The organism is Actinomadura craniellae (genome assembly GCF_003289645.1).
In the GTDB taxonomy this organism is placed as follows: Bacteria; Actinomycetota; Actinomycetes; order Streptosporangiales; family Streptosporangiaceae; genus Actinomadura_D; species Actinomadura_D craniellae.
This window is the reverse complement of sequence record NZ_QLYX01000003.1, coordinates 558,987-582,755: the sequence shown is the minus strand read 5'-3', so window position 1 is coordinate 582,755 and position 23,769 is coordinate 558,987. Positions and strand designations below refer to the sequence as shown.

Here is a 23,769-nt window from a genome sequence, read left to right as displayed (position 1 = left end):
GCCAACACACCCAATGAAATACGATCCGTCAACCGCACAGACGAAGAATCGCTGTCAGCAACCTTTACCTGTCCAATTCGAGCCATCCAAGAACCGTACCACTCAAACACTTAACTTAGTGGCATTGACTTAGAGGAGGGTAGATAAACCACCCTATAGAATTCGATAGTTTTCATATTTCCCAGTTAGCGAGATCGATGCCGCTGCCGCAACGTCCTCGCGATAACCTGTGCACTCGGTGAGAAAATCGCGAATACGCTGGCCATGCCAACCGGCAGCAGCCACTGCGGGCCAGAAACGAAGGCTATCCTCCGAAAGCCTCCCATCAAGACAATCTAGAATGCGATTAATTGTAGGTTCATCAGGCACCATTCGCAGCATTGCCATAGCCCGAAAAGCGCCATCAATAAGTGTCCAATTGCTCGTATCCATACACCAGTGCAGAATGCTACTATCGCGCCCTCCATCTCCACCCAAACGTACTATAGCGTCACCAACTGCACACTGGACCGCCGCATTGCCGACTCGATGAAGTGCGAATTCTTTGAGATCGGGAATTGCCTGCCTATAGCTACATGCCGATATTGCCATAACCATATGATATTGAGTCTCCCAAGTTCGAGGGTCCTCAACCTCGCGATGAAGTACCTCAAGCAATACTCTGCCTGCAGATGGATCTCCGAGGCTTCGAAGCCTTTTTGCTGCAGCTCGGCGACGACTTGACGAACGATTATTAAGTTGCCCAATTGCCTCTTCGGCACTAAGCGCCATTTAAACCCTCCAAAATTATCACTACATCTATATTCTCCATTCATGCCAGGGGTTTCTCATCTATGGATTCCTCCTTCTCGGGAACATTCCTCAGGCATACTGCCCTCAGGGATCCCCACCGTCGCAGACCTGGGATACCTCGGCGTCGAGGGCATCGACACCGTCCCGATCAAGCGGCCCCAAGCGCGAACTCTGCGACTGCGACAAGGAATTCAACACGGCATTGCCAAGGTCCGATCACTCAACGAGCAGGCCGTCGCACATTTCAAGGGATGGCGGATGATGAGCGAGGAAGGCGGCCACTGCCACATCCCAATCCACAAATTCGAAGAGGCACTTCAAGCGATCATCGGGCTAACACTCTTCAGATACTATTCCTTGCCGCGCCAATTAGTGCAGTCGCATCTGCATCACGGCCCGCAAGTGCCGCAGCCTCAATAATTTCAGCATCTGTCATTGTGCGAGCCATTTGAATAGCCTCATGAATGCCATCACCATCCTCAAAATCGAGCATCTTGAGGAACCATCGCACAGCTTCAATCTTGTCAATTTTTCCACCCACACCCTCAGCGCACCATTTTCCAAGCGTGAACATTACGCCAGGCATTCCTCCATTAGCCGCAGCGGAATAAAGATTTCTTGCCCGCGCATATTCTTCCTTGTCTGCGTACCAGTCCGCCAACAAAGCCGCAGCTGGGGCAACTCCCGCCAAAGCGGCCTTCTCCAAGAATTCAACGGCCTTATTCTCGTCGACAGGAACCCCTATTCCCATCAAGAGCATCTTCCCCAAATTGAATGAGGCAATCAAATCACCGGCTTCAGCGGCAGCTTTAAATAGGCTTGCGGCCTCGGAAGTATCCTGTTCCACACCGATACCATTGGCCAGCATGTGACCAAGACCACGCTGTCCAGCAGGATGACCCGCCTCAGCAGCCATTTTAAAATAGCGCAATGCAGCTTCCGCATTATTTATGTACTCAAGGGCCAAACCACCCACCAAAGCCTGAGCATCGGCACGTCCAGCGTCCGCCGCTTTCTGAAGAGTTGGGAAAACTTGTGACATCTCCTTTCGCGCTCCGGGAATGTTGCCCTTGATGGCATCAAGAATTTCCTCGCATCGAGCAACTATGTCGCCACTCAACTTATCTAAGCCTCTCGTCTAGCAACCAACTCACCACAACCCCACAGAGGTTGATCTATCCCCAGCCTATCAGTAAGTCCAGTTGCTACGGGTCAAAATGGTAGGGGCCACTAGGGTCTCTGACCGTATGCCTCCTACCTGTGGCCCGAGCCAGGTCAATAAAGAACTGGAAGCAGTCATCACACATCGGTTTAGTTACCGTTACCTCACTTCTAGGGCGCAAGACAATCGCCTGCTTCTCTGCGTGCGAGAGATAATAAGCACCATCCCCGGCATTGTTATCCATGAAAAATGGAACCCGGTCCTTGCCAATAAGGTTCTGCAATCGCAAAACTTGCCGGAGTGCTGGCCTCAAGAATCCAGCCGGAACGTCACTAGAATAGCCACTTAGGGTGAACACCCCATCAGCATGTGCTGCTGCCTTTCCAGTGTCGTGCTCCGGGAAGCAAAGCTCGGGCCGAGGCTCGTCATTATGGATGAGGATGGGATCGCCACCCGCTACCACGTGGTAGGTGTGGTCTCCGGTGGTGGTGAGGTTGTGGACGCGCTGGTTCTTGGCGGTGCGGTGGTCCAGGGCGGTGATCTGGGTCCAGGTGCCGGTGGAGGTGCGTAGCCACATGCCGGTTTTGAGGTCGGCGGCTTCGGCCCAGCGTGATTCGTGGGGGAGCCAGAAGGGGTGGTTATCGGTGGCCGTCAGCTTGCCGGTTTTGGTGCCGTGTTTCCCGTCGGTGTCGATGGTGATCTGGACCAGGTGTTTGGTGCCCTTGCTGGTGGAGAGGTGGGTGACCGTCTGAGCACGATTTTTGTCGGTGTTGGGGTCGCCGGCCAGGATTTTGTCGCCGACCTTGATCTGCTCGATGGGTTTGGTGGTCCCATCGGCCATCAGCACCTGGGTGCCTGGTACGAAGCTGTGGCGGCGCCCGCGCCCCTGACCTGGGTCCGGTGGTGGAATCGGGCAGGAGGTGGCGCCTTGCAGCGGCGTGAACCCCACCACCCCGGCCAGTCCCTCGCCCACCGACGGCACCGTCGGCAGCGCCAGACCGAAGTCAGCCGCCATGTCGGCGGCGTCTTGGGCTCGTCCGAGGACTTCTTGTGCGCGGGTGAAGGTGTCTTGGATTTTGTTGAGGACGTTGCGTGCGTTTTGTGCTGCTTTTTGTAGTGGTGGGCGGGCGGCCGGGGTCATGGCCCGGTTGCGGATGATCTGCGCCAGCGTCGGCTTCGGTTTGGCCCTGGGCGTCACCCTGCCGCCGCCGCTGGCGCTCTTGCTCCCGCCGCGACTGACGGCCTTGCCACCGCGTCCGGTGCTGCGCGTGACCGATCTGGAGCCGGTGGAGTGGCTGGCCCGTCGCACCACCGATTTGACCGGCTTGTACTTGGGCTTGTAGCGGATCTTCGGGCGTGGGGAGTATCTGGGCCGGTAGCTGGGTTTGGCCTTCGGTTTGGGCTTGTAGCGTTTGGCGGACTTGGCGACGCTGCGGGCGGCTTTCAGTCCCTTGGCGAGGATTTTTCCGCCGGGGATCGCTCCGGCCATGGCGTAGGCGGCGGCTCCCCAGTTGCCGGAGGCGGCGTAGATCCCGGCGTTGGCGACGCTGGCCACCACCCCGACCGGGCCGGGGATGTAGGAGGCGGCGTTGAGTACCCGCTGGGTCCATTTCTTGAACCCCCAGTGCCCGGTGGGGTCGGTGGTGACCAGCGGGTCCGCGCTGCCGTAGGTGTAGCGGTTGGCCTCCACCGAGGGGTCGGGGTCCAGTAGGTAGTCATCGCGGGAGATGAAGGCGCCAAGTTCGGGGCTGTACCAGCGGGCGTGCATGTTCACCAAACCGGTGCCCGGGTCGGTGAACTCGCCCTGGAACCCCAGCGACACACCTGTCCCGGAGGTGGCCACCGGTTGGCCGAACGGGTCGTAGGCGGTGGAGGACTGCACCTGCCCGGTGTCGGGGTCGAAGGTGCCCGTCACGTCGGTGTGCAGGTTGGTCAGCACGCTGGCGGCGGTGCCGCCGCCGGTCTGCTTGGACAGCGGCTCGCCGAACGGGTCGCGGGCGAACGTGGTGGAGCCGTCGGAGACCGGGTTGTTGTCCAGCCCGGCGTAGACCATCGACCCCGTGCCCCGGGTGACCATCCGGCCCAGGGCGTCGTAGGCGAACGTGGTGGTGCCGTCCCCGGTCATCCGGTCCAGGGCGTCGAAGGAGAAGTTGCGGACCACCCCGGCCTCGGTGCGCGCCGCCAGCGTCCCGCGCGGGGTCCACGAGTAGGTGGCGGGCCCGGCGGTCAGCACCCGGTTGCGCTCGTCGTAGGTGGCGACCTGGGTGCCGGCCTTGGTGCGGTTCCCGGCGGCGTCCCACTCGTAGCTGGTCAACGCTCCGGCCGGGGACGTCCACGAGGTCAGCCGGCCCGCGTGGTCGTAGGTGTAGGTGCTGGTGCCCGCGCCCGCGACCCCGGCGGTGACCTTCTCGGTGAGCCGGTCCTCCAGGTCGTACCCGTAGGTGGTGGACGCGGTGGCCGTCCCGCCGGGGGCCTTGAGCCGGTCGGCCTTCAACCGGCCAAGGTCGTCGTACTCGAACTCCCGTGTCCCGGCGCCGGCGCCGTACCCGACGTTCTCCAACTCCCCGCCGGAGCCGTACCCGTAGGTCATCGACTGGCCGGTCAGCGGGTCGGTGACCGCGGTCAGGTCGTCGGCGTTGTTCCACCCGAACACGGTGGTCCCGGCCGTGTCCGCACGCTGGGTCATCCGGCTGCGGCCGTCATAGGCGAACGTGGCGTTGCCCGACGGCCCGGCGGTCGACAGCAGGTTGCCGCGGTCGTCCCAGGTGAAGGTGTTGTTCCCGAGCGGCGCGGAGGCCGAGGTCATCCGCCCGGCGAGGTCGTACCCGAAGGTCCGGGGCGCAGTGGTGCCGGTGCCGGTGCCGGTTTCCTCGGTCAGCCGGTCGAGATTGTCGAACGTGCGGGTGGCGGTGACGCCGCCGGGCTTGCGGATCTCGGTGGGGCGGCCGGCCGCGTCGTACACCATCGTGTAGGTGCGGTCCGAAAGCGCCGGGTGCGCGGTGGTCGAGGGTTCGACCACCGACTGGATCAGGCCCCACGGGTTGAACGTGTAGTCGGTGACGTTCCCGCGCCCGTCGGTCAGCCGGGTGCGGTTGCCGTCGGCGTCGTACCCGAACCCGGTGGTGATCGACGCCACCCCGGACACCGGCTCGACGAGCTGGGTCAGCCGCCCGCCGGCGTCGAACGTCCGCTGGGTGACGCGGTTCAGCGCGTCGGTCTGGGTGATCGGGTTGTCGTCGGGGTCGTAGCCGACGGTGCGCCGCCGCAGCTCGGTGCCGGCGGGCTTCTCGTCGATCTGGTCGGTGGGCCGCCCGGCCTCGTCGAACAGGGTGCGGGAGACCAGGCCGGTCGGCTCGGTCATTCGGTTCTGCCGCCCGGCCAGGTCGTAGCCGAAGGTCGTCTGCCGGTTCTGCGGGTCGGTGACCTTGGTGGGTTCGCCGGCCGCGTTGTACTCGGTCGTCTCCGTCCCGCCGCCGGGCAACTGCACGGTCACCGGGTTGTCGTCGTCGTCGTAGCCGACGGTGGTGGTATGCGCGGCGGGCGCGGGGACGCGCTCGATCTCGGTGCCGGTGATCGGGCGGCCGAGGTCGTCGTAGGTGGCCTCGGTGCGGGCGCCGAGCGGGTTCTCCGTCCACAGCCGCTCGCCGAGCGGCGTGTACCCGTGCCGCCAGACCGGGGAGTTCCCCCCGACGGCCGGCTGGACGGTCTTCACCAGGTTGCCGAGCTGGTCATAGGTGTGGGTGGTGACCCGGCCGAGCGGGTCGGACTGGGTGAGCAGGTTCCCGGCGGCGTCGTAGCCGTAGTCCGTGGTGGACACCAGCTGCGTCCCGCCGGGCGGCGTGTAGGACGGCAGGCTGGTGGAGACGACCCGGCCGTCCTTGTCGAAGGTGTAGTTGACGATGTTGCCGCGGGCGTCCTTGACGTGGGTGCGGTCGTCGAAGGCGTTGAAGCCCTGCACCATCTCGGGGCGCTGCACGGCCGGCGCGCCACCCTGGGTGACCTGCACCGGCGGCAGCTTGGTCTTCACCAGGTTCCCGGCGGGGTCGTACTCGTAGTTCGTGGTGTGGTCGGCGGGGTCGGCGCCGGGCGCGTTCCCGCGCGGGGACGTCCGCGTCAGCGGGTTGCCGAACTGGTCGTAGGTGAACGTGGTGACCAGGTCCTGCGAACCGTTGCGGACGGTCTGCCGGGTCAGGTTGTCGTGGACGTCGTAGACCATGTCGACGACCTCGGTGCGAGTGGTGCCCGCCGCCGACAGGGTGCGTCTGGTGACGTTGTCGTGGCCGTCGTAGACGAGTTCGGTGCGCCGGGCCAGGCCGCCGGGGTCCAGCACGGCGGCGACGGTGCGGCCGGCGGCGTCGACCTCCAGGTCGGTGCGCACCTGGCCGCCGCCCGTGATCTGGCGGGTCAGGTCGCCGGCAGCGTTGTAGGTGTTGGCTTCCAGGACGATGTCGCGGGTCGTCCCGTTCGCGTTGCGGAAGCCGGTGAGCGTCCGGTCGGCGAGCTCGCCGTCGTCGTAGTACTGGTAGGCGATGGTGCGGCCCATCGCGTCGGTGTGCGAGGCGAGCCGGCCGGCGGGGTCGTAGGCGTAGGAGTCCAGCACCAGGTCCTGGGGGGTGCCGGGGGTGGCGGTGCCGCCGGTGTAGCCGAGCAGCTTCACCTCGATGAGCTGGTCGCGGGGCGAGTAGGCGTAGTCGAAGACGTTGCCGCGGGGGTCGGTGCGGCGCGTCCGGTTGCCGAGGTCGTCCCAGCCGTAGGTCTCGGTGCCGCCCTGCGGGCTGGTTTCCGTGAGCGTCCGGCCGTGGCCGTCGTAGGTCCAGGAGGTGATCCGGGGCGGGTCGCCGCCCAGCAGGTCGTGGACGGCCTCGGTGAGCGGGTTGCCGTCGGCGTCGTAGGTGTGCCGGATCTCCGGCCGGTGCTGCTGGCCGTTGACGGCGTTGGTCCTGGCCGGGTGGGTCTCGGTGGTGATCCGCGAGTCGCCGTCGTAGGCGAAGGTGACGGTCAGCCCGGCGGGGTGGTCGGTGCTGGTCCGGGTCTCGGTGAGTTTCCGGCCGAGGGCGTCGTAGGTGTAGCCGAGTTTCAGCCCGTTGGGGTGGGTGACCTCGGCGACGTCCCCGGCGGCGGTGTACTTGCGTTCGGTGACGCGGGGGCCGGGTTCGGTGGTGGTGGCGGGCAGCCCGGCGGGGACGGTGCCGCCGCCGACGGCCGGTTCGGTGCCGTCGGTGTAGGTGTGCGAGGTGGTGCGGCCGCCGGGGAACCCGGCCACCGGCGGGGTGGTCGCCGACTGCAGGTCGCCGTGCGCGGTGTAGGCGTACGCGGTCAGGTAGGTGTCGTCGGTCGGGCCGGACGAGCGGGGGTCGCGTTCGCCGACGAGCTGGCCGTTGCGCGGGTCGAGCGGATCCGCGGCGTTCCAGTGGTACGCGTAGTGGGTGGTCTGGCAGTCGTTCTCGGCCCGGCAGGTGGTGCGGGAGATCTGGTTGCCGCGCTCGTCGTACCCGAGCCGGGTGGCGTTGCCGTTCTCGTCGGTGATCTGGGCGAGGAAGCCGCCCTCGTCGTAGGTGAAGCCGGTGCCCGCGCCGGTGGGGTCCCGCTGGGAGACGACACGGGAGCCGCGCAGCAGGTCGAGGACGAAGGACGAGGCGCGCTCCCGGGGGTCGGTGACGGTGACCGTCGCGGTGACGACGCCGGCCCCCTCCTCCCCGTCGTCGGGCTGGTCGAGCACCGGCGGGGACAGCTTCCAGCTCCCGCCGTCGGCGTCGGTGTACTGGATCACCCGCTCGGTGCCGGGGTCGTAGGTGACCAGCACGTCCCGCCGGCCGGACGGGAGGGTGACCTCGGTCAGCCGGGCGGTGGCCTGCGCGGCGCCGATCTGGCCGGCGATGGCGGGGGCGCCCAGCGGACGGTCGTGGACGACGACCTCGTCGATGTCGCCGTTGAAGAAGCCGCGGTCGCCGGTGGTGGCGGGCCAGTTCGTCCAGGTCCCGGCGCCGAGCGCGACGTACTTCTGCTCGTAGCCGACGATGTTGCCGGTGCGGGTGCCGACGGGGACGCCGTCCAGGTAGAGGGTCTGGGTGGTGCCGGCGGCGGTGATCAGGGCGTGGTGCCAGTTCCCGTCGTTGACCGTCTGGGCGGAGGTGATCGGGTCGATCGAGCCGTGCCAGAACTGGCCGCGCAGCTTCCCGTCCGTCCCCACGTACAGGGCGGGGGTGTAGGTGTTGGCGATGGCGTCGCTGTCGACGGGGCGGTTGTCGTAGGAGAACAGCACGCCGCCGGTCGCGGTGGTGCGGAACCGCAGGCCGATGGTGAAGTGCGCCAGGTTCTCCGGCACCAGCCCCTCGGGCAGGGCCACGTGCGAGGTGGTGCCGTTGAAGCGGGCGGCGGTGTCGGTGCCGCCGGCGACGGCGCCGGGCACGCCGAGCTGCACCTCGTTGTAGATGCCGTTGTCGGTGCCGCCCCGGCTCAGCACGGTGCTGGCCGCGGCGGTGCCGCCGGACTCGCCGAGCCGCCAGTACGAGCTCGGGTTGGTGTCGTCGATGATCGTCCGCTGGTGGGAGCCGGTCTGGTAGGTGTACTCGGTGCACGCGCCGGGGGTGTCCTCGGGTGAGCACACCTCGGTCAGCAGGTCCCCGGAGTAGGTGTAGGTCCAGCGCAGCGGCTGCGCCCCGGCGGTCGGGGCGTCGGTGGCGACCTCGGTGACGTGGTCGCCGGTCCAGGTGAAGTGCAGCCGCCGGTTCCCGGGGGCGGTGATGGTCTGCAGCTTGCCGCCGGTGCCGTAGGTGAGGGTCTGGGTGCGGCCGCGGTGGTCGGTCAGCTCGGTGAGCCGGCCGGCGGCGTCGAAGACGTAGCTGTCCTGGGCCTTGTCGGCGAGCGTCCAGCCGCCGCCGGGGTTCGCCACGAACGTGGCGTACCGGCCCGCCGGCGGCTGGTAGGTGCCGTCGGGGTTCCGGCCGAAGCGGACCTGCTGCCCGTCGGGGTAGATCACCACCACGTTGCCGGACCCGTCGGCGTCGGGGACGGCGCGCATGTCGTAGCGGGTGGACCAGCCCGCGCCGAACACGTTGCCGGTGCGCGGGTCGCGGCTGTTGTAGGTGCGGACCACCGAGATCGGCGGGCCGGCCGCGGCGACCTCCGCGTCGGTGACCGTGGTGGTGTAGTTGCCGACCTTGGGGTCGACGTCGCGGTCGGCGTCGGGGGCGGCGCCCGCCAGGTGGTGGGTGACGGCGGGCTGCTCGACGGCGGTGGTGAAGTAGTGCGGGGGTGTCTGCGGGCCGGCGGTGCCGCCCTCCCGGGCGGTGCCCTGCCAGAAGTACGTCTCGCCCCACTCCAGCTCACCGGCGGGCGCCTCCCAGCCGTTGGCGCCCCACGGCGAGGTGGTGCAGTCCACCGGTTCCTCCGGGGTGCCGCCGCACACCGTGAACTGGTACTCGTGCGTGGCGCCCGGCGGGTAGGAGTCGACGGTCTGCGTCCGCAGGTGCAGCTGCGGGGTCAGCGACGACACGTGCGCGTTGTTGCGCGGATGCACCTCGGTGACCCGGGGGCCGACGTCGATCGACTCGACCAGCAGCGACTCGACCCGCACGCCGTAGGAGGAGAACCAGCGTTTGTCCACCGGGCGGTACATGTCCAGCACCGCGTAGTACTGGCCGGGCGGGACCTGCGGGATCCGGGCGGTGACGGTCGTCTGGTTGCCGACCATCAGGGCCGCCGGCAGCTGGGTCAGCGCGCGGGCGTCCAGCTCGGTGTTGGTGGTGGCGTTGAACATCCGCACGCCGAGGCGGGCCTCGTCGTTGCCGGTCGCGGCCCAGTTGTAGTGGCCGGTGTTGGCCACCCTGATCTTGATCTCGCCGGCCTGCCCGTTGGTCGGTGAAGCGATCAGCCCGCCGACCGTCTCGTAGGTGGCGCCGAAGGCGGTGTGGGTGATCTCCAGGTAGGGCTTGTTGGCGCTGTTGGCCGAGGCGAACGCCTTCCCCCCGGGGGCGTCGGCCGCGGCCCGCAGGCTCAGGCCGTGGTTGGTGCCGCCATCGGCCCACTGGTCGACCAGGTCGATACCGCCGTCGCCGAGGTCGATCAGCTCCCAGGCGGGGGCGCAGCCGGTGCCGCCGTGCGCGAAGACCTTGGACGCGATGCTCGGCCCGTAGCTCGCTCCGGGCCAGGCCGTCAGGGTCGCGGAATCCCATGCCTGGGTGACCGGATGCACGTTGACCGGGATGGTCGTGGCGCAGTTGGCGGACCAGATGTTGTAGAGCCCGAGCCTGACGTCGACGACGTACGAGCCCTGGAGCTGGGCGGCGACGTTGTTGAACTTCAGGTAGCTGGCGGAGAGGCTGGTGGTGCTGGGGATGTTCCCGACCCTCAGCTCGACGTCGCCGGAGCGGTTGCCGGGCGCGTTCGTCCGCACGTAGGTGTCGCTGTCGCCGTCCACCACGGACGGGTCGACCTGGACGGGGTAGACCCGCGCGGGGTCGTTGAGCCACTCCTCGTCCAGGGTCACCTGGAGGACCGGGACGCCGGCGACGTTGACCAGCCGGTACTCGACCTCGCCGGTCTGGTCGGTCTCGGCGGAGTCGGCCATCCAGCCCTCGGGGATGACCGCCCGCACCGCTCCCCGGGAGTCGCGGAACTCGACGTGGCCGGCCTCGGCCAGCACGGGGGTCAGGTCGCCGACGAGGTGCAGGGGGAAGTGCCAGACCTTCGGGTCGTCCGGGGAGGCCAGGGTGATGATCTCCTTGATGCCCCCGCTCTGGGCGGTCAAGGTGATGTCGGCCCCGCCGCGCACGTCCGCGTAGCGGACCGACGAGCCGTTCACCTGGCCCGTGGCCGCGGCCCCCTCGGCGAGCCCGAACCGCACCGAGGTGCGGTCGTCCAGCGGGAGCTCGCCCAGCACCGGGTCGTTGGCCCGGGGGGCGAAGGACATCCGGCGGTCGTCGGCCTTGACCCGCAGCCGCCCGGACGGGTCGGCGGCCAGGTTCATGTCGATCTTCTGCCAGTTCCCCTGCGCGTCCTTGAAGTGGACGTCGCCCTGGTGGATGCGGGTGGTCTCGGTGCCGTCGGGGTTCCGGAAGACCTGGGAGTCGGGGCCGCGGCGGCCGGGGAGTTCCGTGCTGGTCTTCGGGTCGAACCCGCGGGGCCCGTCGGTCTGGCCGGCCAGGGCGGCGCGCACCTTCGCAGGGGGCTCGCCCGGCCGGCCGATCTGCTTGATGGGGGCCTGGGGTTCGGGGAGGGAACCGGTGGGGCGGTTCTTCTCCAGCGGCAGCGCGCCCGGGGTCGCGCCGGGGGTGCGCTCGGTGCCCGTTCCGGCGTCGGTCTGCCGCGCGCCCGCCGTGTGCGACCGGTTCGCGGCGCTGCCGGCGCGCTGGTCAGGGGTGTCCGGCCGGCTCTGCGCCTGGGCGCGGGCGGTCTCGAAGAGCGCGGCGGGCAGCAGGCCCACCGTGACCACCACCACGAGCGCGGCCGAGGCGGCGCGCCTGCCCCGCCAGCCGGCGAGGAGCCGGCCCGCGGGTCGCCCGCTCTCGGTGTCCCGACTTTCAGAACGCACCCGAAGCACCCATCCCGAAATCAGTTTTCAACAACCCGGAATTGATTAACGGACATGGCAACCAAAGCGCACCGGACTCGGTCCAATACACCCGTTGTTCATGTTGTTCACGTCGAAGACATCTATTGCCGAGTGACAAGCGACTGGAAAGTAACCCGGAAAACAAGCAAGATCAAGACCTTTTTTTAGCGGCCAGGCAATGCCTATGATCTTCTCTGGTCGGTCCCGGAAGGGGCTGCCCAGACCTCGTTCCCGACCGGCGTGAGGATCCGGATGCGATATCGACTCATCGCCTCTCTCACGCTCGGCGCGGCGATACTAGTAACCATTCCTGCGGGGAGCGTGAACGCGGCCACCCCCGCCGCGCCCGGTGACTTCAACGGCGACGACATCATCGACGTGGCCATCGGCATTCCCAGCCAGACCATCGGCGGGGACGTGCGCGCCGGAGCGGTCGTCATCGCGCGGGGCAGGTCCGGCGCTCCCCCGAACTCCGGCCAGTACATCCACCAGGACCTGCCGGACGTTCCCGGGGTCGCCGAACCCTCCGACGGCTACGGCGAGGTCCTCGCCAGCGCCGACTTCGACTCCGACGGCTACGCCGACCTCGCCATGGGCGTCTCGCAGAAGAACATCGGCGGCTTCTCCAACGCCGGCGGCCTCGTCGTCTGCTACGGCTCGGCCACCGGGCTGTCGGTCACCCGCTGCTCGGCCATCACCCAGGACTCCGGCAGCGTCTTCGGCGGCTCCGAGGCCGAGGACCACTTCGGCTACAGCCTGGCCGCGGGCGACCTGACCGGCGACGGCTACGCCGACCTCGTCATCGGCGCCCCGCTGGAGGGCATCGGCACCCAGCACGACGCCGGCGCCGTCAAGATCGTCAAGGGTGGCGCGAGCGGGCTGAGCGGCGCCATCGACCTCACCCAGGACTCACCGAACGTGCCCAGCTCCGCCGAGGCCGGCGACCGGTTCGGCGAGTCCCTGGCCGTCGGCGACATCGACGACGACGGCCACAACGACCTCGTCGTCGGCGTCAACTCCGAGCAGATCGCCGGCTCCTCGGCCCGCGGCGCCCTCAACGTCCTCTACGGCCCCTTCACCGACCGGCCCGCACGCGGCCAGGTCGTCGACGCCGCGGACGTCCCCGGGGCCGGCGAGTTCCTCGGCACCACGCTGGCGCTCGGCGACTTCAACGGCGACGACTACACCGACATCGCCACCGGCATGGGCGAGCAGATCGTGTCCGGCGCCGGGTTCGCCGGGCAGGTCGCCGTCTTCACCGGCGACCGCACCGGGGTCTCCGCGGGCCGGGTGCGGACCATGCACCAGGACTCGCCGTACGTCGCGGACGGCGTCGAACCCGAGGACGCCTTCGGCAGCGCCGTCGCCGCCGGCGACTTCGACGGCGACGGCCGCGACGACCTCCTCGTCGGCATCCGCGGCGAGGACCTCGGCACCACCCCGGCCACCGGGGCCGCCCAGGTCTTCTTCGGGGACCCGGCCAAGACGATCACGGGTGCCGCCCAGGTCTGGATCCACCAGGACCAGCCCCCCGTCCCGTCGGTCAACTGGGCGGGCGACCACTTCGGCTGGGCCGTGGCCGCCGCCGACGTCGACGGCGACGGCAAGGACGAGGCGCTGATCGGCGGCCCGGTGAACGACGACGGCGCCGTCTGGATCGTGCACCTCGACGGGCGCGCCCTCGCCTCGTCCACCCTCTTCGGGCGGGCCGAACTCGGGCTCACGGCCGGGGTCCGCGGGGACTTCTTCGGCCAGAGCCTCGCCCCCTGACCCTCCGGCGCGGCGCGGGTCAGAGGGGTTCGGTGGTCCAGTGCCAGCCGTCGGCGGCGCACACCGGGGTGACGAGGTGGGCGTCACCGGTGTCGGTGAGTTCGGTGAGGACGCGGATCAGGCGGCGGTGGAAGTCGTCCGGGGGGTGGGTGCCGACGGAGCCGTCGACGAGGGTCACCGAGACCCGGGCCTCGTCGTGCAGTTGCGCCGTCACCCGGCCGCCGCCGTCGAAACGGACGACCGTGATCGCGTCGGCGCGGATCATGTCGCGGCCGTCGGAGGTCGCGATCCAGATGTCGGGCGAGGTTCCGCTCATGGCTTCCTCCCAGGTCGGCGCGGCTCGCCTCCCCTTCCAGGGTGACACGGCGACGGGCCCGATCGGCGTTTACGAGGCCGGACAGGCCACATGCTAGGGTGGTGGCGGTTGCAGTTGTGATTCCCACGAACTCGTGCGCCCGCCGATCGACGGGCGCGTTTCTGTTTCCTCCGGGTCTCCAGGCAGGGCGATCATCGCGGCGACACCGGGCCCGCACCGTGCGGGTCCCCGGTCCCCGGCACCTGCCGGCCCCACCTCCACCACTTCCCCGGCTCGACCGCGATCCCGTCCCCACGGCACAGTGCCGCCGGACGCCCGCGGGAGCCGACGAAAGGTTCCATCATCACCACCCCGCGTTCCTCCTCCCGCAGGCGCCGCCCGGCACGTGGCCGGTCCGCGGGCGCCCCCGCGCACAACCGGCCCGCGGACTCCGCGCCGCCGGTCTCCCGCACCCCCGCACGCCCGCCCGCGGCCTCCTTCGCCGAACTGGACATGCCCGCCGCGCTGCTGGCGACCCTGGGCGGCCAGGGCGTCACCGAGCCGTTCCCGATCCAGGCCGCGACCCTGCCCGACTCCCTGGCCGGGCGCGACGTCCTCGGGCGGGGCCGCACCGGCTCCGGGAAGACCCTCGCGTTCGGCCTGCCGCTGCTCGCCCGCCTCGACGGGGCGCGCGCCGAACCGGGCCGCCCGCTCGCGCTGGTGCTCGTCCCCACCCGGGAGCTGGCCCAGCAGGTCACCGCCGCCCTCACCCCGTACGCCCAGGCCCTGCGGCTGCGGACGGTCACCGTGGTCGGCGGGATGCCCCTGCCCCGCCAGGCGAACGCGCTCAGGCGCGGCGCCGAGGTCGTCGTCGCCACCCCCGGCCGCCTCGCCGACCTGATCGACCGGGGTGACTGCCGGCTGGACCGGGTGGGCGTCACCGTCCTGGACGAGGCCGACCAGATGGCCGACATGGGCTTCCTGCCCCAGGTCACCGCCCTCCTGGAGCAGGTCGCGCCGGACGGGCAGCGCATGCTGTTCTCCGCGACCCTGGACCGCAACGTCGACCGGCTCGTCCGCCGGTTCCTCACCGACCCGGTGTCGCACTCGGTCGACCCGGTCGCGGGCGCCGTCACCACCATGGAACACCACCTGCTGCACCTGTCGGCCGAGGACAAGCACGACGTCACGCTGCGCATCGCCGCCCGCGACGGCCGCGTGATCATGTTCGTCGCCAAGAAGCACGCCGCCGACCGGCTGGCCCGCAGGCTGCGCACCGGCGGCGTCCCCGCCGCGGCCCTGCACGGCGGCAAGACCCAGCCGCAGCGCAACCGCGTCCTGGAACAGTTCAAGTCCGGGCAGGTCACCGCGCTGGTCGCCACCAACGTGGCGGCCCGCGGCATCCACATCGACGGGCTGGACCTGGTCCTCAACGTCGACCCGCCCGAGGACCACAAGGACTACCTGCACCGCGGCGGCCGCACCGCCCGCGCCGGCGAGACCGGCACCGTCGTCACCCTTGTACTGCCCGAGCAGCGCACCGAGGTGAACCGGATGACGGCCACCGCGGGCGTCACCGCCCGGACCACCCGGGTACGGCCCGGCGACGCCGAACTCGCCCGCATCACCGGCGCCCGGGCCCCCTCCGGCATCCCCGTCACGCTCCCGGCACCGGAGCCGGCCGCCGCGCCCCGCCGCTCCGGGCCCGCACGCCGGCGGCCCGCACGCCGCCGCCGGACGCCCGCCTGACACCCCGGCTCCGGGCTCGGCGGGGCGCCCCGCATCGGCGCCGGATCAGCGGGCAGGTGGGGCGCATGGAGCAGATGAGGATCCGCAGCGCCGCGTTCGCCGACCACGCGATCATCCCCCCGGAGTACTCCCACGCCGCCGGGGACGTGTCACCCCCGCTGGAGTGGTGGGACGTCCCCGACGAGGCGACCGAACTCGTGCTGCTGTGCGAGGACCCCGACGCCCCCGGCGGGACGTTCACCCACTGGCTGCTCGCCGGGATCCCGCCGGAGACCGCGGAGCTGGCGGCGGGCGAGCGTCCGGCCGGGGCCGTCGAGGGGCGCAACGACTACGGCGAACCGGGCTACGGGGGGCCGCACCCGCCGGTGGGCGACGACCCGCACCGCTACTTCTTCCGCCTGTACGCGCTGGCCGGGCCGTCCGGGCTGAAACCGGGGTTCACCGCCGAGGACCTGCGCTCCGGGATCCTCGACGACCCCCTGGCGACCGGCACCGCCGTCGGCAGGTTCGGGCGGTGACCGCCGGCCCGCCGGCCGGCCTGGACCCGTTCGAGATCTTCGACGCCGAGGCCGCCCGGCTGGACCGCTTCTTCGCGTCGCTGGACGAGGAGGGGTGGCGGAAACCGTCCCGGAACTCGGGGTGGTCGGTGCGGGACGTCCTCGGCCACCTGGCCGGGGAGGAGCTGTACAACCACGCCTGCCTCGACGACGACCTCGACGGGTTCCTGGCCGCGGTCGGCGGTGTCGGCGGCGGGGTCGATGGTTTCAACGAGTGGTGCGTGCGGGAGCGGCGTTCCCGGCCGGTCGGCGAGGTGCTGGCCGAGTGGCGGGAGAAGAACGCCCGGACGCGGCGGCGGATGCGCGCGCTGGGCCGGGACGCGCCCCTACCGACCCTGGCCGGGCCGTACCCGGCGGGACGGCAGGCGCTGCACTACTCCTCGGAGTACGCCACCCACGCCGACGACGTGGCGGCGCCCGTCACGGCGGACGAGGCCGCCGGGCGCACCGGATGGCGCGTCCTGGTGGGCCTGCTCGCGCTGGCCGAACGGGACGCGCCGGTCTCGGTCGCCACGACGGTGCCCGACCGGCGGCTACGGGTCCGGGCCGCCGAGGACGAGGCGAACCTGACCCCCGCGCAGTTCGTGGAAGCCACCGTCGGGCGGCTGCCCGACGACCGCCCGCTCATCACGGCGCTACGCTGCCTGGCCTGAGCACCCGGACGGGGTAGACGCGTTCGGTGAGCCGTTGCAGAGGCAGTCGCCCGCAACGCCCTGAACCCGGATCAAGGACTCCTTCGCCCGCGCCGAAGAAGTCCTCGGCCGGGTCCAGGACGCCGCAGACATCGCGGCCGACTTCGGTTTGGCGCTGCCTACGGTGCCGTCGGCGGGCGAGGGCCTGGCCGGGGTAATGGGGTCCACGCCACCAACCGGTGGCGAGACATGCGAGATACCGCGGCGGGACGACGATGACGGCCGGAGCAGGGAACGCCGGCACAGCTTCGTACCAGGCACCCAGGTGCTGATGGCCGACGGGACCACCAAACCCATCGAGCAGATCAAGGTCAGCGACAAGATCCTGGCCGGCAATCCCAACACCGGCAAAAACCGCCCTCAGACCGTCACCCACCTGACCACCAGCAAAGGCACCAAACACCTGGTGCAGATCACCATCGACACCGACGGAAAACGCGGCACTAAAACCGGTGAACTGACGGCCACCGACAACCACCCCTTCTGGCTCCCCAACGAATCCCGCTGGGCCGAGGCCAGCGATCTCAAACCTGGCATGTGGCTACGCACCTCTACCGGCACCTGGGTGCAGGTCACCGCCCTGGACCATCGCACCGCCAAGAATCAGCGTGTTCACAACCTCACCATCACCGGCGACCACACCTACCATGTAGAGGTCGGCGACACGCCAGTCCTCGTCCACAACTGCGGGAACCATCCAAATGATCGAGCGGGCCTCGATTTCACAGATGCTGGAAGAAACGCTGTTTATGCAGAAAATGAAGCCAGAAATGGCGGGCAACCTAAGTGTGACTACTGCGGCGTCAATGTTGTGAGAAGACCTTCGATTAGAGGAGTAAAAGGCCTTCCCGACGATGCCCAAATTGATCACGTCATAACAAGAGCAAGCGGTGGCTGTGGTTCGCCGCACAATGGTTGTGTTGCGTGTCGCCGATGCAACGGCCCAGGAGTTGGGAAGCATACCAAATCGCTCCCGGACTGGGACGATGAGTTGAGGGAATTCCTGCCTGACCCTATAGTCGATGCAAGGCATCTCAATCTGATAACCCTAGACTAGGCGAAAGGGCGTCGAAATAAAGGTGACTACTCGACCGCCAGGAATGTTCAAGGTTGCCTTTGACCTGGAGATGGTAAGTCCGACTTGGCCGCCATTTTCTACAGAGCGAATCTGGACCAAGAAGGCGCCAGGGCCGTATGAGCTTGAACTAATTAATTCGCCCTTCTTTGTCCGAGGGATTTCGCGTGGTGACATTATTCGCGCCCGCCCGGACCATGAGCGCAGAGAACTTGTTTTTGATGGGCTGGTTCGACATTGCGGGAATTCAACCATCCGCGCGATTCTCCTGAAAGGCGATCTGTGTCCCCGCGATGAAATATTTGAAACATTGCGCGATGCGGACTGCGAATGGGAATTTAGCGACAGCGACTTGCATTTTGCGGCCAACATCCCTGAGGATTGCGACTATTTTAATCTGCGGTCAAAGTTGATTTCATTCATCTCGAACGGATTTATTGAAGTCGAGGAGTCATTTATTGCCGAAGGCCATGGTGGCGCCTTCGGTGAGGATTGAAACCAGGGTCCCGGCAAAGTGGTTTAGAGCGTGCCCAATGTGGCGAATTGAACGGATATCCTACCGAGGAGCTTTGGTAGGACACATGGGGCGATGGCGATGACCGCGAAGTCCGCCGCGGCCCCGGCCGTATGCGCGGCACGGGCTGACGGGCCCCAGACCTTCAGGGTCTCGGGCCCCCGCGAGTTGGCGATGGCCGCGCGGGTGATCTGGCTTCCGGCCGCGTCCGCGCCGACGATTCCGATCGTGGTCATGGGGGCGTCTCCGCCTCAGGGTTGTGCTGAGAGGTGTTCGTCGCTTCGCGTGTCCGACGTGGGCAGCCCTGCGGACGCGAGCAGTGTGAGTTTGTCCGCGTCGCCGGACCCGGCGTCCGGGTGGTACACGACGAGCATCAGGTCCTCGGCTCCGCCGATGCTCAGTCGTTCCCGGTTGAGGGTCAGTTCCCCGACCTGCGGGTGCTGCAGCCGCAGCGGCGCCCCGCGCTGTCCCCGTACCTCATGGCGGGCCCAGAGCTGACGAAATCGAGGGCTCGCCAGTGAGAGCTCTCCGGTGAGCTCGATGAAGCGGGGATCCTCGACGTCGTTGCCCACGGCCTGCCGCAGGTTCGCGATGAAGCACTCCGTGACGTCCTTCCAGTCCGGGTGCAGAGCCTGCTCGGCCGGGTCCAGGAACAAGTCCCGCAGCTGGTTTCCCCCGGCGGCGAGGCGGGGCGAGAGTGCTCTGGCCAGGTCGTTCGAGGCCAGGATGTCGAAATACCGGTCTTCAATGAACGCGGGTTGGACGAGGGAATCCAGGAGTTTGAGGGCGCCGGGCGGCGGGGTCCCCTTGCGCGGTGGGCGGCGCCGCCGGGGGACCTCCGCCACCAGCGCCAGCATGTGGGCCATGTGGTCGTCGTCGAGGTGCAGCACGCGTGCGATCGACTCGAGCACCTGCACGGAGGGGTTGCGGTCACGGCCCCGCTCCAACCGCAGGTAGTAGTCGGCGCTGATGCCGGCGAGCATGGCGACCTCCTCGCGCCGCAGCCCGGGCACCCGTCTCACACCCACGTCGGGGATGCCCGCCTGCTGCGGTGTCACCTGCTCGCGCCGGGCACGCAGGTACGTGCCGAGGGCGTTCGTCATCTCGCTCACGAGGCGTGCCTAGGGCGCTGCGGGACGGGCAGAGGGGGGCCTGTCACACCCCAGGCTGGAGAGGGCTCTGGTAGCCGAAAGGAACTGCTCATAGCGTGAACAACGGCCTGCTCGGGCCACCTATTCCGAAAGGATAAGCATGACTGTCACGCTGATCACCGGAGCGAACAAAGGTATTGGTTTTGAGACCGCCAAACAGCTTCTGGAATTGGGGCACAAGGTCTACATCGGTGCACGTGATGTTGAGAGGGGTGAGAAGGCCGCGGCCGCTCTCGGCGCGCACTTCGTGCAGCTCGATGTGACCGATGACGCGTCGGTGAGCGGCGCGCTGGCGACGATCGGCTCGGCCGAGGGCCGGCTCGACGTCCTGGTGCACAACGCGGGCATTTTGGGGACGGAGTCGGCCGACGGTCCCACGGCGCTGCGGGTTTTCGACACCAACGCGGTGGGAATCGTGCGCGTCACGGAGGCGGCGCTACCCCTGCTGCGCAAATCCTCGAACCCTACCGTGGTGACCGTTTCCAGCAGCGCCGGGTCCTTCTGGGCGGTGAACAACCCGGACCGGCCGGAGTTCCACCTGTCGCTCGCGCTCTACTCCGCGTCCAAATCGGCAGCCACCATGCTGACGATCCAGTACGCCAAGTCCCAGCCGGGCATCAAGTTCAACGCGCTCGAGCCCGGCACCACCGCGACCGACATGACCGCCGCCTTCGGAATCGGCAGGCCGGTTGAAGAGAGCGCCAGAACCGTCGTACGACTGGCAACTCTCGGTCCGGACGGCCCCACCGGAACTTTCCACGACGAAACCGGAGAATTGCCCTGGTAAGCAGCTCAGCCATGCCCGGCGCCAAGGTGAGCCCGCGGAGCACGTCCGGCAAGGCGTCCGGAAAATGCGGGAGGTCCCGCATTTTCCGGACAGCTTTCTGACGGGTGATCTGCTGCTGCCCGGGAGCACCGTGCCGGGAGCACGGACGGAGTTTCGCTTCCTCAGCGGCCGGCCGGGACGGGTTCTGCGGTGCAGATGCAGGCCGGGGTGACCTCGACCGAGCACAGGACCGCGCCGGAGCGGACCACCGCGGCCAGCAGCGGGGGCAGCGCGGCCCGGGTGTCGGTCACCGTCAGGTCGAGTTCGGCTCCGGCGCCGCCGATCCGCCGTAGCCCGGGTAGTGCTCGCAGCGCCGCCACCGCCCGCGCCCGGTCCCCCTCGATGGTGAGGACCACCCGTCCCGTCATCGGCCGACCGCCTCAGCTCGTCCTGGTCTGGATGGGGATGTCGCGGAGCAGCGCCCACAGGAGGCCTGCGGCGACCAGGAAGCCGCTGAGGCACTGGACCATGCTGGTGGGGGCGGTCACGTCGTCGAAGGGCAGGTTCTGGTCGCTGGTGATGTCCCCGGCGAGGATGATCAGGGCCACCGCGACCGGCACCGTCAGCAGGCCCGTCCCGCTGCCCCGGTAGAACGCCGTGGAGACGAGTGCCCCGACGGACATCCAGACCAGGAACGCCCCCCAGTACGCGGCGAAGACGAGGGGGTACTCGTCCACGGCGAACGTCTGCTCGGCCGGGATGTTCCGCGGGCGGTCCAGGCCCTGGTACAGCAGCCCCTCCAGGGCGTAGCCGGCGGTCATCAGCGCGGCGCCGGCGGCCGTGACGAGCACGATGGACGCGAGGGCGTGGGCGGTGAACTGCCGGCGGGTCCGGCCGTGGCCGACGTGCATGGGCAGGTAGATCCGGATCAGGTAGATGCCGATCCCGAACATGAACCAGCGCGGCAGTTGCCCGCCCGCCACGTTGTAGACGCTGTCGTCCAGGGACCCGAAGGTGTGGATCCCGACGGCGACGGCCATGGCGAGGGCCGTGAACGCCGCCCAGATGCCCGCGGTGTAGACGCTCAGCCCGAGGACGATGAAGGACCCTGGAGCGAGTTTGCCCGTGCGGCTCATGCCGGTTCTCCCTTCGCTGCGGTGAGGTGGACGAACAGGTCCTGGAGCGCGATCGGCCCCAGTTCGAGCCCGCGCTCGCGGGCGGCGCGGCGGCGGTCGTCGTCGAGTTCGCCGTAGACCGTGACGGCCTTGGTGGGCCCCAGTTGCTGCTCGCCGAGGACGGTGAGCCCGGCCACGAAGCGGTCGACCTCGGCGGCGGGGCCGGTGACGGCCACGCCGCGGGCGCGCAGGTCGTCGGCGTCCTCGTGCAGGACGAGCCGGCCCCGGTCGATGATCACGACCTGTTCGAACAGCGGGGCGACCTCCTCGATCAGGTGGGTGGCCAGGACGATCGTGCGGGGGTGCTGCATGAAGTCGGCGAGCACCTCGTCCCGGAAGAGGTAGCGGGCGGGGGCGTCCATGCCGAGGTAGGACTCGTCGAACAGGGTCACGGGGGTCCGGCTGGCCAGCCCGACGGTCACGCCCAGGGCCGACAGTTTCCCCCGGGACAGCGCGCCGACGCTGGTGCCGGGCAGGACCTGGAACTTCTCCAGCAGCGTGCCGGCGTAGTCGCCGTCCCAGGTCGCGCGCAGGTTCTCGGCGACCTCCAGCACCTCCTTCACCTTGACGGAGTGGTGGGCCATGTCGAGGGTTTCGCGGATCAGGCAGATCCCGGCGGTGGCCGTCCCGTTCTCGAACACCGGGTGGCCGCCGACCCGGACGGTGCCGGCGGTGGGGCGGCGGAAGCCGGCCAGCAGGGACAGCAGGCTGGTCTTGCCCGAGCCGTTGCGGCCCAGCAGCCCGTAGATCCGGCCGCCGGGGAGGTTCAGGGTGAGGCCGTCCAGGGCGACGGTCTTGCCGTAGCGGAGCCGCACTCCGTCCAGTTCGATGTTCATCGCTCGTCTCCTTCGGCGAGCCGGGTGATCCGTTCGACGACGTCGGTGATCGGGATGCCGATGGCTCTGGCCTCGGTCACCATCGGGTCGACGACGTCGCTGAAGAAGCTCTCCCGGCGCTCCGCGCGGAGGGAGTCGCGGGCCTGCGGGCTGACGAACATGCCGATGCCTCGTCTCTTGTAGAGCACGCCCTCGTCCACCAGTTGTTGGAAGGCCTTCGCCGCGGTGGCGGGGTTGATCCGGTAGTAGGCCGCGTACTGGTTGGTGGACATGACCTGCTCGTCGCCCTGCAGGGTTCCGGCCAGTACCTCGGTTTTGATCCGGTCGGCGATCTGCCGGTAGATCGGGCTCCGATCGTCGAACACCGGCGCACCTCCTCGGCTTCCGTGGTTCATTACTTAACTAATGAACCATGTTGGTCCTGGTTTGTCCACTTCTCGTGGGAGATCCGTGGCGACATCCACAGACGGCGGCGCTTCCCTTTGGTGGAATAGAGGAGATCGAGAGAGGGGCTGCATGGAGCTGGCTCGGATGTCCCGGAGCGACCTGCCACGGCTGTACCGGGTCGCCTCGGACACCTCCCGCTCGGGGCAGCGGGCCACCGTCGCGCTGACCGCACTGCTGCTGCTCGCCGGCCTCGCCTCCGCGATCCTCGCGCTGGCCGGCGGGAGGGACGGGCCGTCCTGGCACGGGGCCGCCGACCTGGGCGCCGCCCTGCTGTTCGCGCTGGCCACCCTGGGCGGCGCCTGGCTGGGCGGCGGCGAGGCCCAGCGCCGCTGGTACGACGGCCGGGCCGCAGCCGAGTCGATCAAGACGATGAGCTGGAAGTACGTCATGCGCGCCGCGCCCTTCGAGGACGACGCGACGGCCGACGGCCTCTTCCTGGAGCGGATGCGGGCGATCCTGGCGTCGCTCCAGCACCTGCGGCTGGCGCATCCCCCGCCGGACGACCCGCACTTCACGATCAGCCCGGCCATGCACGCCCTGCGGGACGCCCCGCTGGAGGTCAAGCGCGCCTCCTACATCCGGTACCGGGTGCAGGACCAGATCGACTGGTACCAGGGCAAGGCCCGGCGGGTGGAGCAACTCGCCCGCCGCTGGCGCGTCCTGACCGTCACCCTCGGCGCGGCCGGATTCGCCGGCGCGCTGCTGCGGGCCACCGGAAAGATCGACCTCGACGCGCTCGGCATCGCCGCCGCCTGCCTCGCGTCGATCACCGCCTGGACGCAACTGCGCCAATATTGGCCGCTTACGGCCGCCTACCGGCTGGCGGTGAACGAACTGCTCGTCATCAGCACCGAATCCGAACAGGTCGGCGACGATCCGGCGCAATGGGCCGCATTCTGCGAGCGGTCGGAGACCGCCGTCTCCCGAGAGCACACCATGTGGCGGGCGCGCGCACGCTGATGACAAACCGCTATTCGTCACCTAGCCTGACGACGAGAACTCCATACCACTAACGCCGACTTCGTGTCATGGCTGCGGGGAGGAATCGGCAATGGGCCCCACGGAACTCGCCCTCGAAGAAATCCCGGTCCCCGATGTACGAGACGTACCGCTGGGCCGGTTGGGCACGGATCCCGGCGGAATCGTCGACGCCCTCGTCGGCCGCATTCTCGATGAGGCCGACGACCCCGAGCGGGTCCGGGTCGCGACGTTCAACTCCTGCATCTGAGCCGACC

18 protein-coding genes are annotated in these 23,769 nt (G+C 68.6%); 9 read left to right on the top strand and 9 right to left on the bottom strand.

Going from position 1 to position 23,769, the window contains the following annotated elements:
• Positions 1-1,135 precede the first annotated feature (1,135 nt).
• Together DPM19_RS09500 and DPM19_RS09495 are read right to left on the bottom strand one after the other, a co-directional pair.
• Positions 1,136-1,912: a tetratricopeptide repeat protein gene (locus tag DPM19_RS09500; protein ID WP_146778791.1), complete on the bottom strand. Its 777-nt coding sequence runs from the start codon at positions 1,910-1,912 to the stop codon at positions 1,136-1,138.
• Positions 1,913-1,997: 85 nt separating this feature from the next.
• The gene (locus DPM19_RS09495) at positions 1,998-11,486 is read right to left on the bottom strand and encodes a DNRLRE domain-containing protein (RefSeq protein ID WP_111864918.1); all 9,489 of its coding nucleotides are present in this window, start codon (positions 11,484-11,486) and stop codon (positions 1,998-2,000) included.
• Positions 11,487-11,828: 342 nt separating this feature from the next.
• Here DPM19_RS09495 and DPM19_RS09490 point away from each other — a divergent pair, with 342 nt between their 5' ends.
• Positions 11,829-13,277, top strand: coding sequence for an FG-GAP repeat protein (locus DPM19_RS09490; RefSeq protein ID WP_158566741.1), 1,449 nt, complete (start codon positions 11,829-11,831; stop codon positions 13,275-13,277).
• A gap of 19 nt (positions 13,278-13,296) precedes the next feature.
• On the opposite strand, the gene DPM19_RS09485 is transcribed toward DPM19_RS09490, so the two are convergent.
• A complete protein-coding gene (locus DPM19_RS09485) occupies positions 13,297-13,593 on the bottom strand; it encodes a hypothetical protein (RefSeq protein WP_111864912.1) in 297 nt (98 codons plus the stop codon).
• Between the two features lie 492 nt (positions 13,594-14,085).
• On the opposite strand from DPM19_RS09485, the gene DPM19_RS09480 reads away from it, so the two are divergent.
• The 5 genes from DPM19_RS09480 to DPM19_RS09460 all read left to right on the top strand — a co-directional run bounded on the left by DPM19_RS09480 (position 14,086) and on the right by DPM19_RS09460 (position 18,141).
• Positions 14,086-15,321: a DEAD/DEAH box helicase gene (locus tag DPM19_RS09480; protein ID WP_199484944.1), complete on the top strand. Its 1,236-nt coding sequence runs from the start codon at positions 14,086-14,088 to the stop codon at positions 15,319-15,321.
• 65 nt (positions 15,322-15,386) lie between these two features.
• Positions 15,387-15,839 (top strand): YbhB/YbcL family Raf kinase inhibitor-like protein, encoded by a 453-nt coding sequence (locus DPM19_RS09475; protein WP_111864908.1) that lies wholly within the window; start codon positions 15,387-15,389, stop codon positions 15,837-15,839.
• A complete protein-coding gene (locus DPM19_RS09470) occupies positions 15,836-16,531 on the top strand; it encodes a maleylpyruvate isomerase family mycothiol-dependent enzyme (RefSeq protein WP_111864905.1) in 696 nt (231 codons plus the stop codon). Before DPM19_RS09475 ends, DPM19_RS09470 begins: the two co-directional genes overlap by 4 nt.
• A gap of 196 nt (positions 16,532-16,727) precedes the next feature.
• A complete protein-coding gene (locus DPM19_RS09465) occupies positions 16,728-17,627 on the top strand; it encodes an HNH endonuclease (protein WP_111865102.1) in 900 nt (299 codons plus the stop codon).
• Between the two features lie 43 nt (positions 17,628-17,670).
• Positions 17,671-18,141, top strand: coding sequence for a DUF4265 domain-containing protein (locus DPM19_RS09460; RefSeq protein WP_111864902.1), 471 nt, complete (start codon positions 17,671-17,673; stop codon positions 18,139-18,141).
• Between the two features lie 23 nt (positions 18,142-18,164).
• On the opposite strand, the gene DPM19_RS35660 is transcribed toward DPM19_RS09460, so the two are convergent.
• Both DPM19_RS35660 and DPM19_RS09450 read right to left on the bottom strand, forming a co-directional pair.
• Positions 18,165-18,395: a hypothetical protein gene (locus tag DPM19_RS35660; protein ID WP_199484942.1), complete on the bottom strand. Its 231-nt coding sequence runs from the start codon at positions 18,393-18,395 to the stop codon at positions 18,165-18,167.
• A gap of 15 nt (positions 18,396-18,410) precedes the next feature.
• Positions 18,411-19,262, bottom strand: a complete 852-nt coding sequence (locus DPM19_RS09450; protein ID WP_199484963.1) for a helix-turn-helix transcriptional regulator — start codon at positions 19,260-19,262, stop codon at positions 18,411-18,413.
• Between the two features lie 148 nt (positions 19,263-19,410).
• On the opposite strand from DPM19_RS09450, the gene DPM19_RS09445 reads away from it, so the two are divergent.
• Positions 19,411-20,097, top strand: coding sequence for an SDR family NAD(P)-dependent oxidoreductase (locus DPM19_RS09445; protein ID WP_111864896.1), 687 nt, complete (start codon positions 19,411-19,413; stop codon positions 20,095-20,097).
• Positions 20,098-20,258: 161 nt separating this feature from the next.
• Here DPM19_RS09445 and DPM19_RS09440 read toward each other — a convergent pair whose 3' ends face one another.
• The 4 genes from DPM19_RS09440 to DPM19_RS09425 are packed head-to-tail and all read right to left on the bottom strand — an operon-like array spanning position 20,259 to position 22,452.
• Positions 20,259-20,504 (bottom strand): hypothetical protein, encoded by a 246-nt coding sequence (locus tag DPM19_RS09440; protein WP_111864894.1) that lies wholly within the window; start codon positions 20,502-20,504, stop codon positions 20,259-20,261.
• Between the two features lie 12 nt (positions 20,505-20,516).
• Positions 20,517-21,212: a hypothetical protein gene (locus tag DPM19_RS09435; protein WP_111864891.1), complete on the bottom strand. Its 696-nt coding sequence runs from the start codon at positions 21,210-21,212 to the stop codon at positions 20,517-20,519.
• Positions 21,209-22,087: an ATP-binding cassette domain-containing protein gene (locus tag DPM19_RS09430; RefSeq protein ID WP_111864887.1), complete on the bottom strand. Its 879-nt coding sequence runs from the start codon at positions 22,085-22,087 to the stop codon at positions 21,209-21,211. Before DPM19_RS09430 ends, DPM19_RS09435 begins: the two co-directional genes overlap by 4 nt.
• Entirely contained in the window at positions 22,084-22,452 is a 369-nt protein-coding gene (locus DPM19_RS09425; protein WP_111864884.1) for a GntR family transcriptional regulator, read from the bottom strand. Before DPM19_RS09425 ends, DPM19_RS09430 begins: the two co-directional genes overlap by 4 nt.
• Before the next feature lie 151 nt (positions 22,453-22,603).
• Here DPM19_RS09425 and DPM19_RS09420 point away from each other — a divergent pair, with 151 nt between their 5' ends.
• Both DPM19_RS09420 and fxsA read left to right on the top strand, forming a co-directional pair.
• Positions 22,604-23,494 carry a DUF4231 domain-containing protein gene (locus DPM19_RS09420; RefSeq protein WP_158566740.1) on the top strand — a complete coding sequence of 297 codons (891 nt, stop codon included), beginning with the start codon at positions 22,604-22,606 and terminating at the stop codon, positions 23,492-23,494.
• A gap of 91 nt (positions 23,495-23,585) precedes the next feature.
• Entirely contained in the window at positions 23,586-23,762 is a 177-nt protein-coding gene (fxsA, locus tag DPM19_RS09415) for an FxSxx-COOH cyclophane-containing RiPP peptide (protein WP_111864879.1), read from the top strand.
• Positions 23,763-23,769 lie beyond the last annotated feature (7 nt).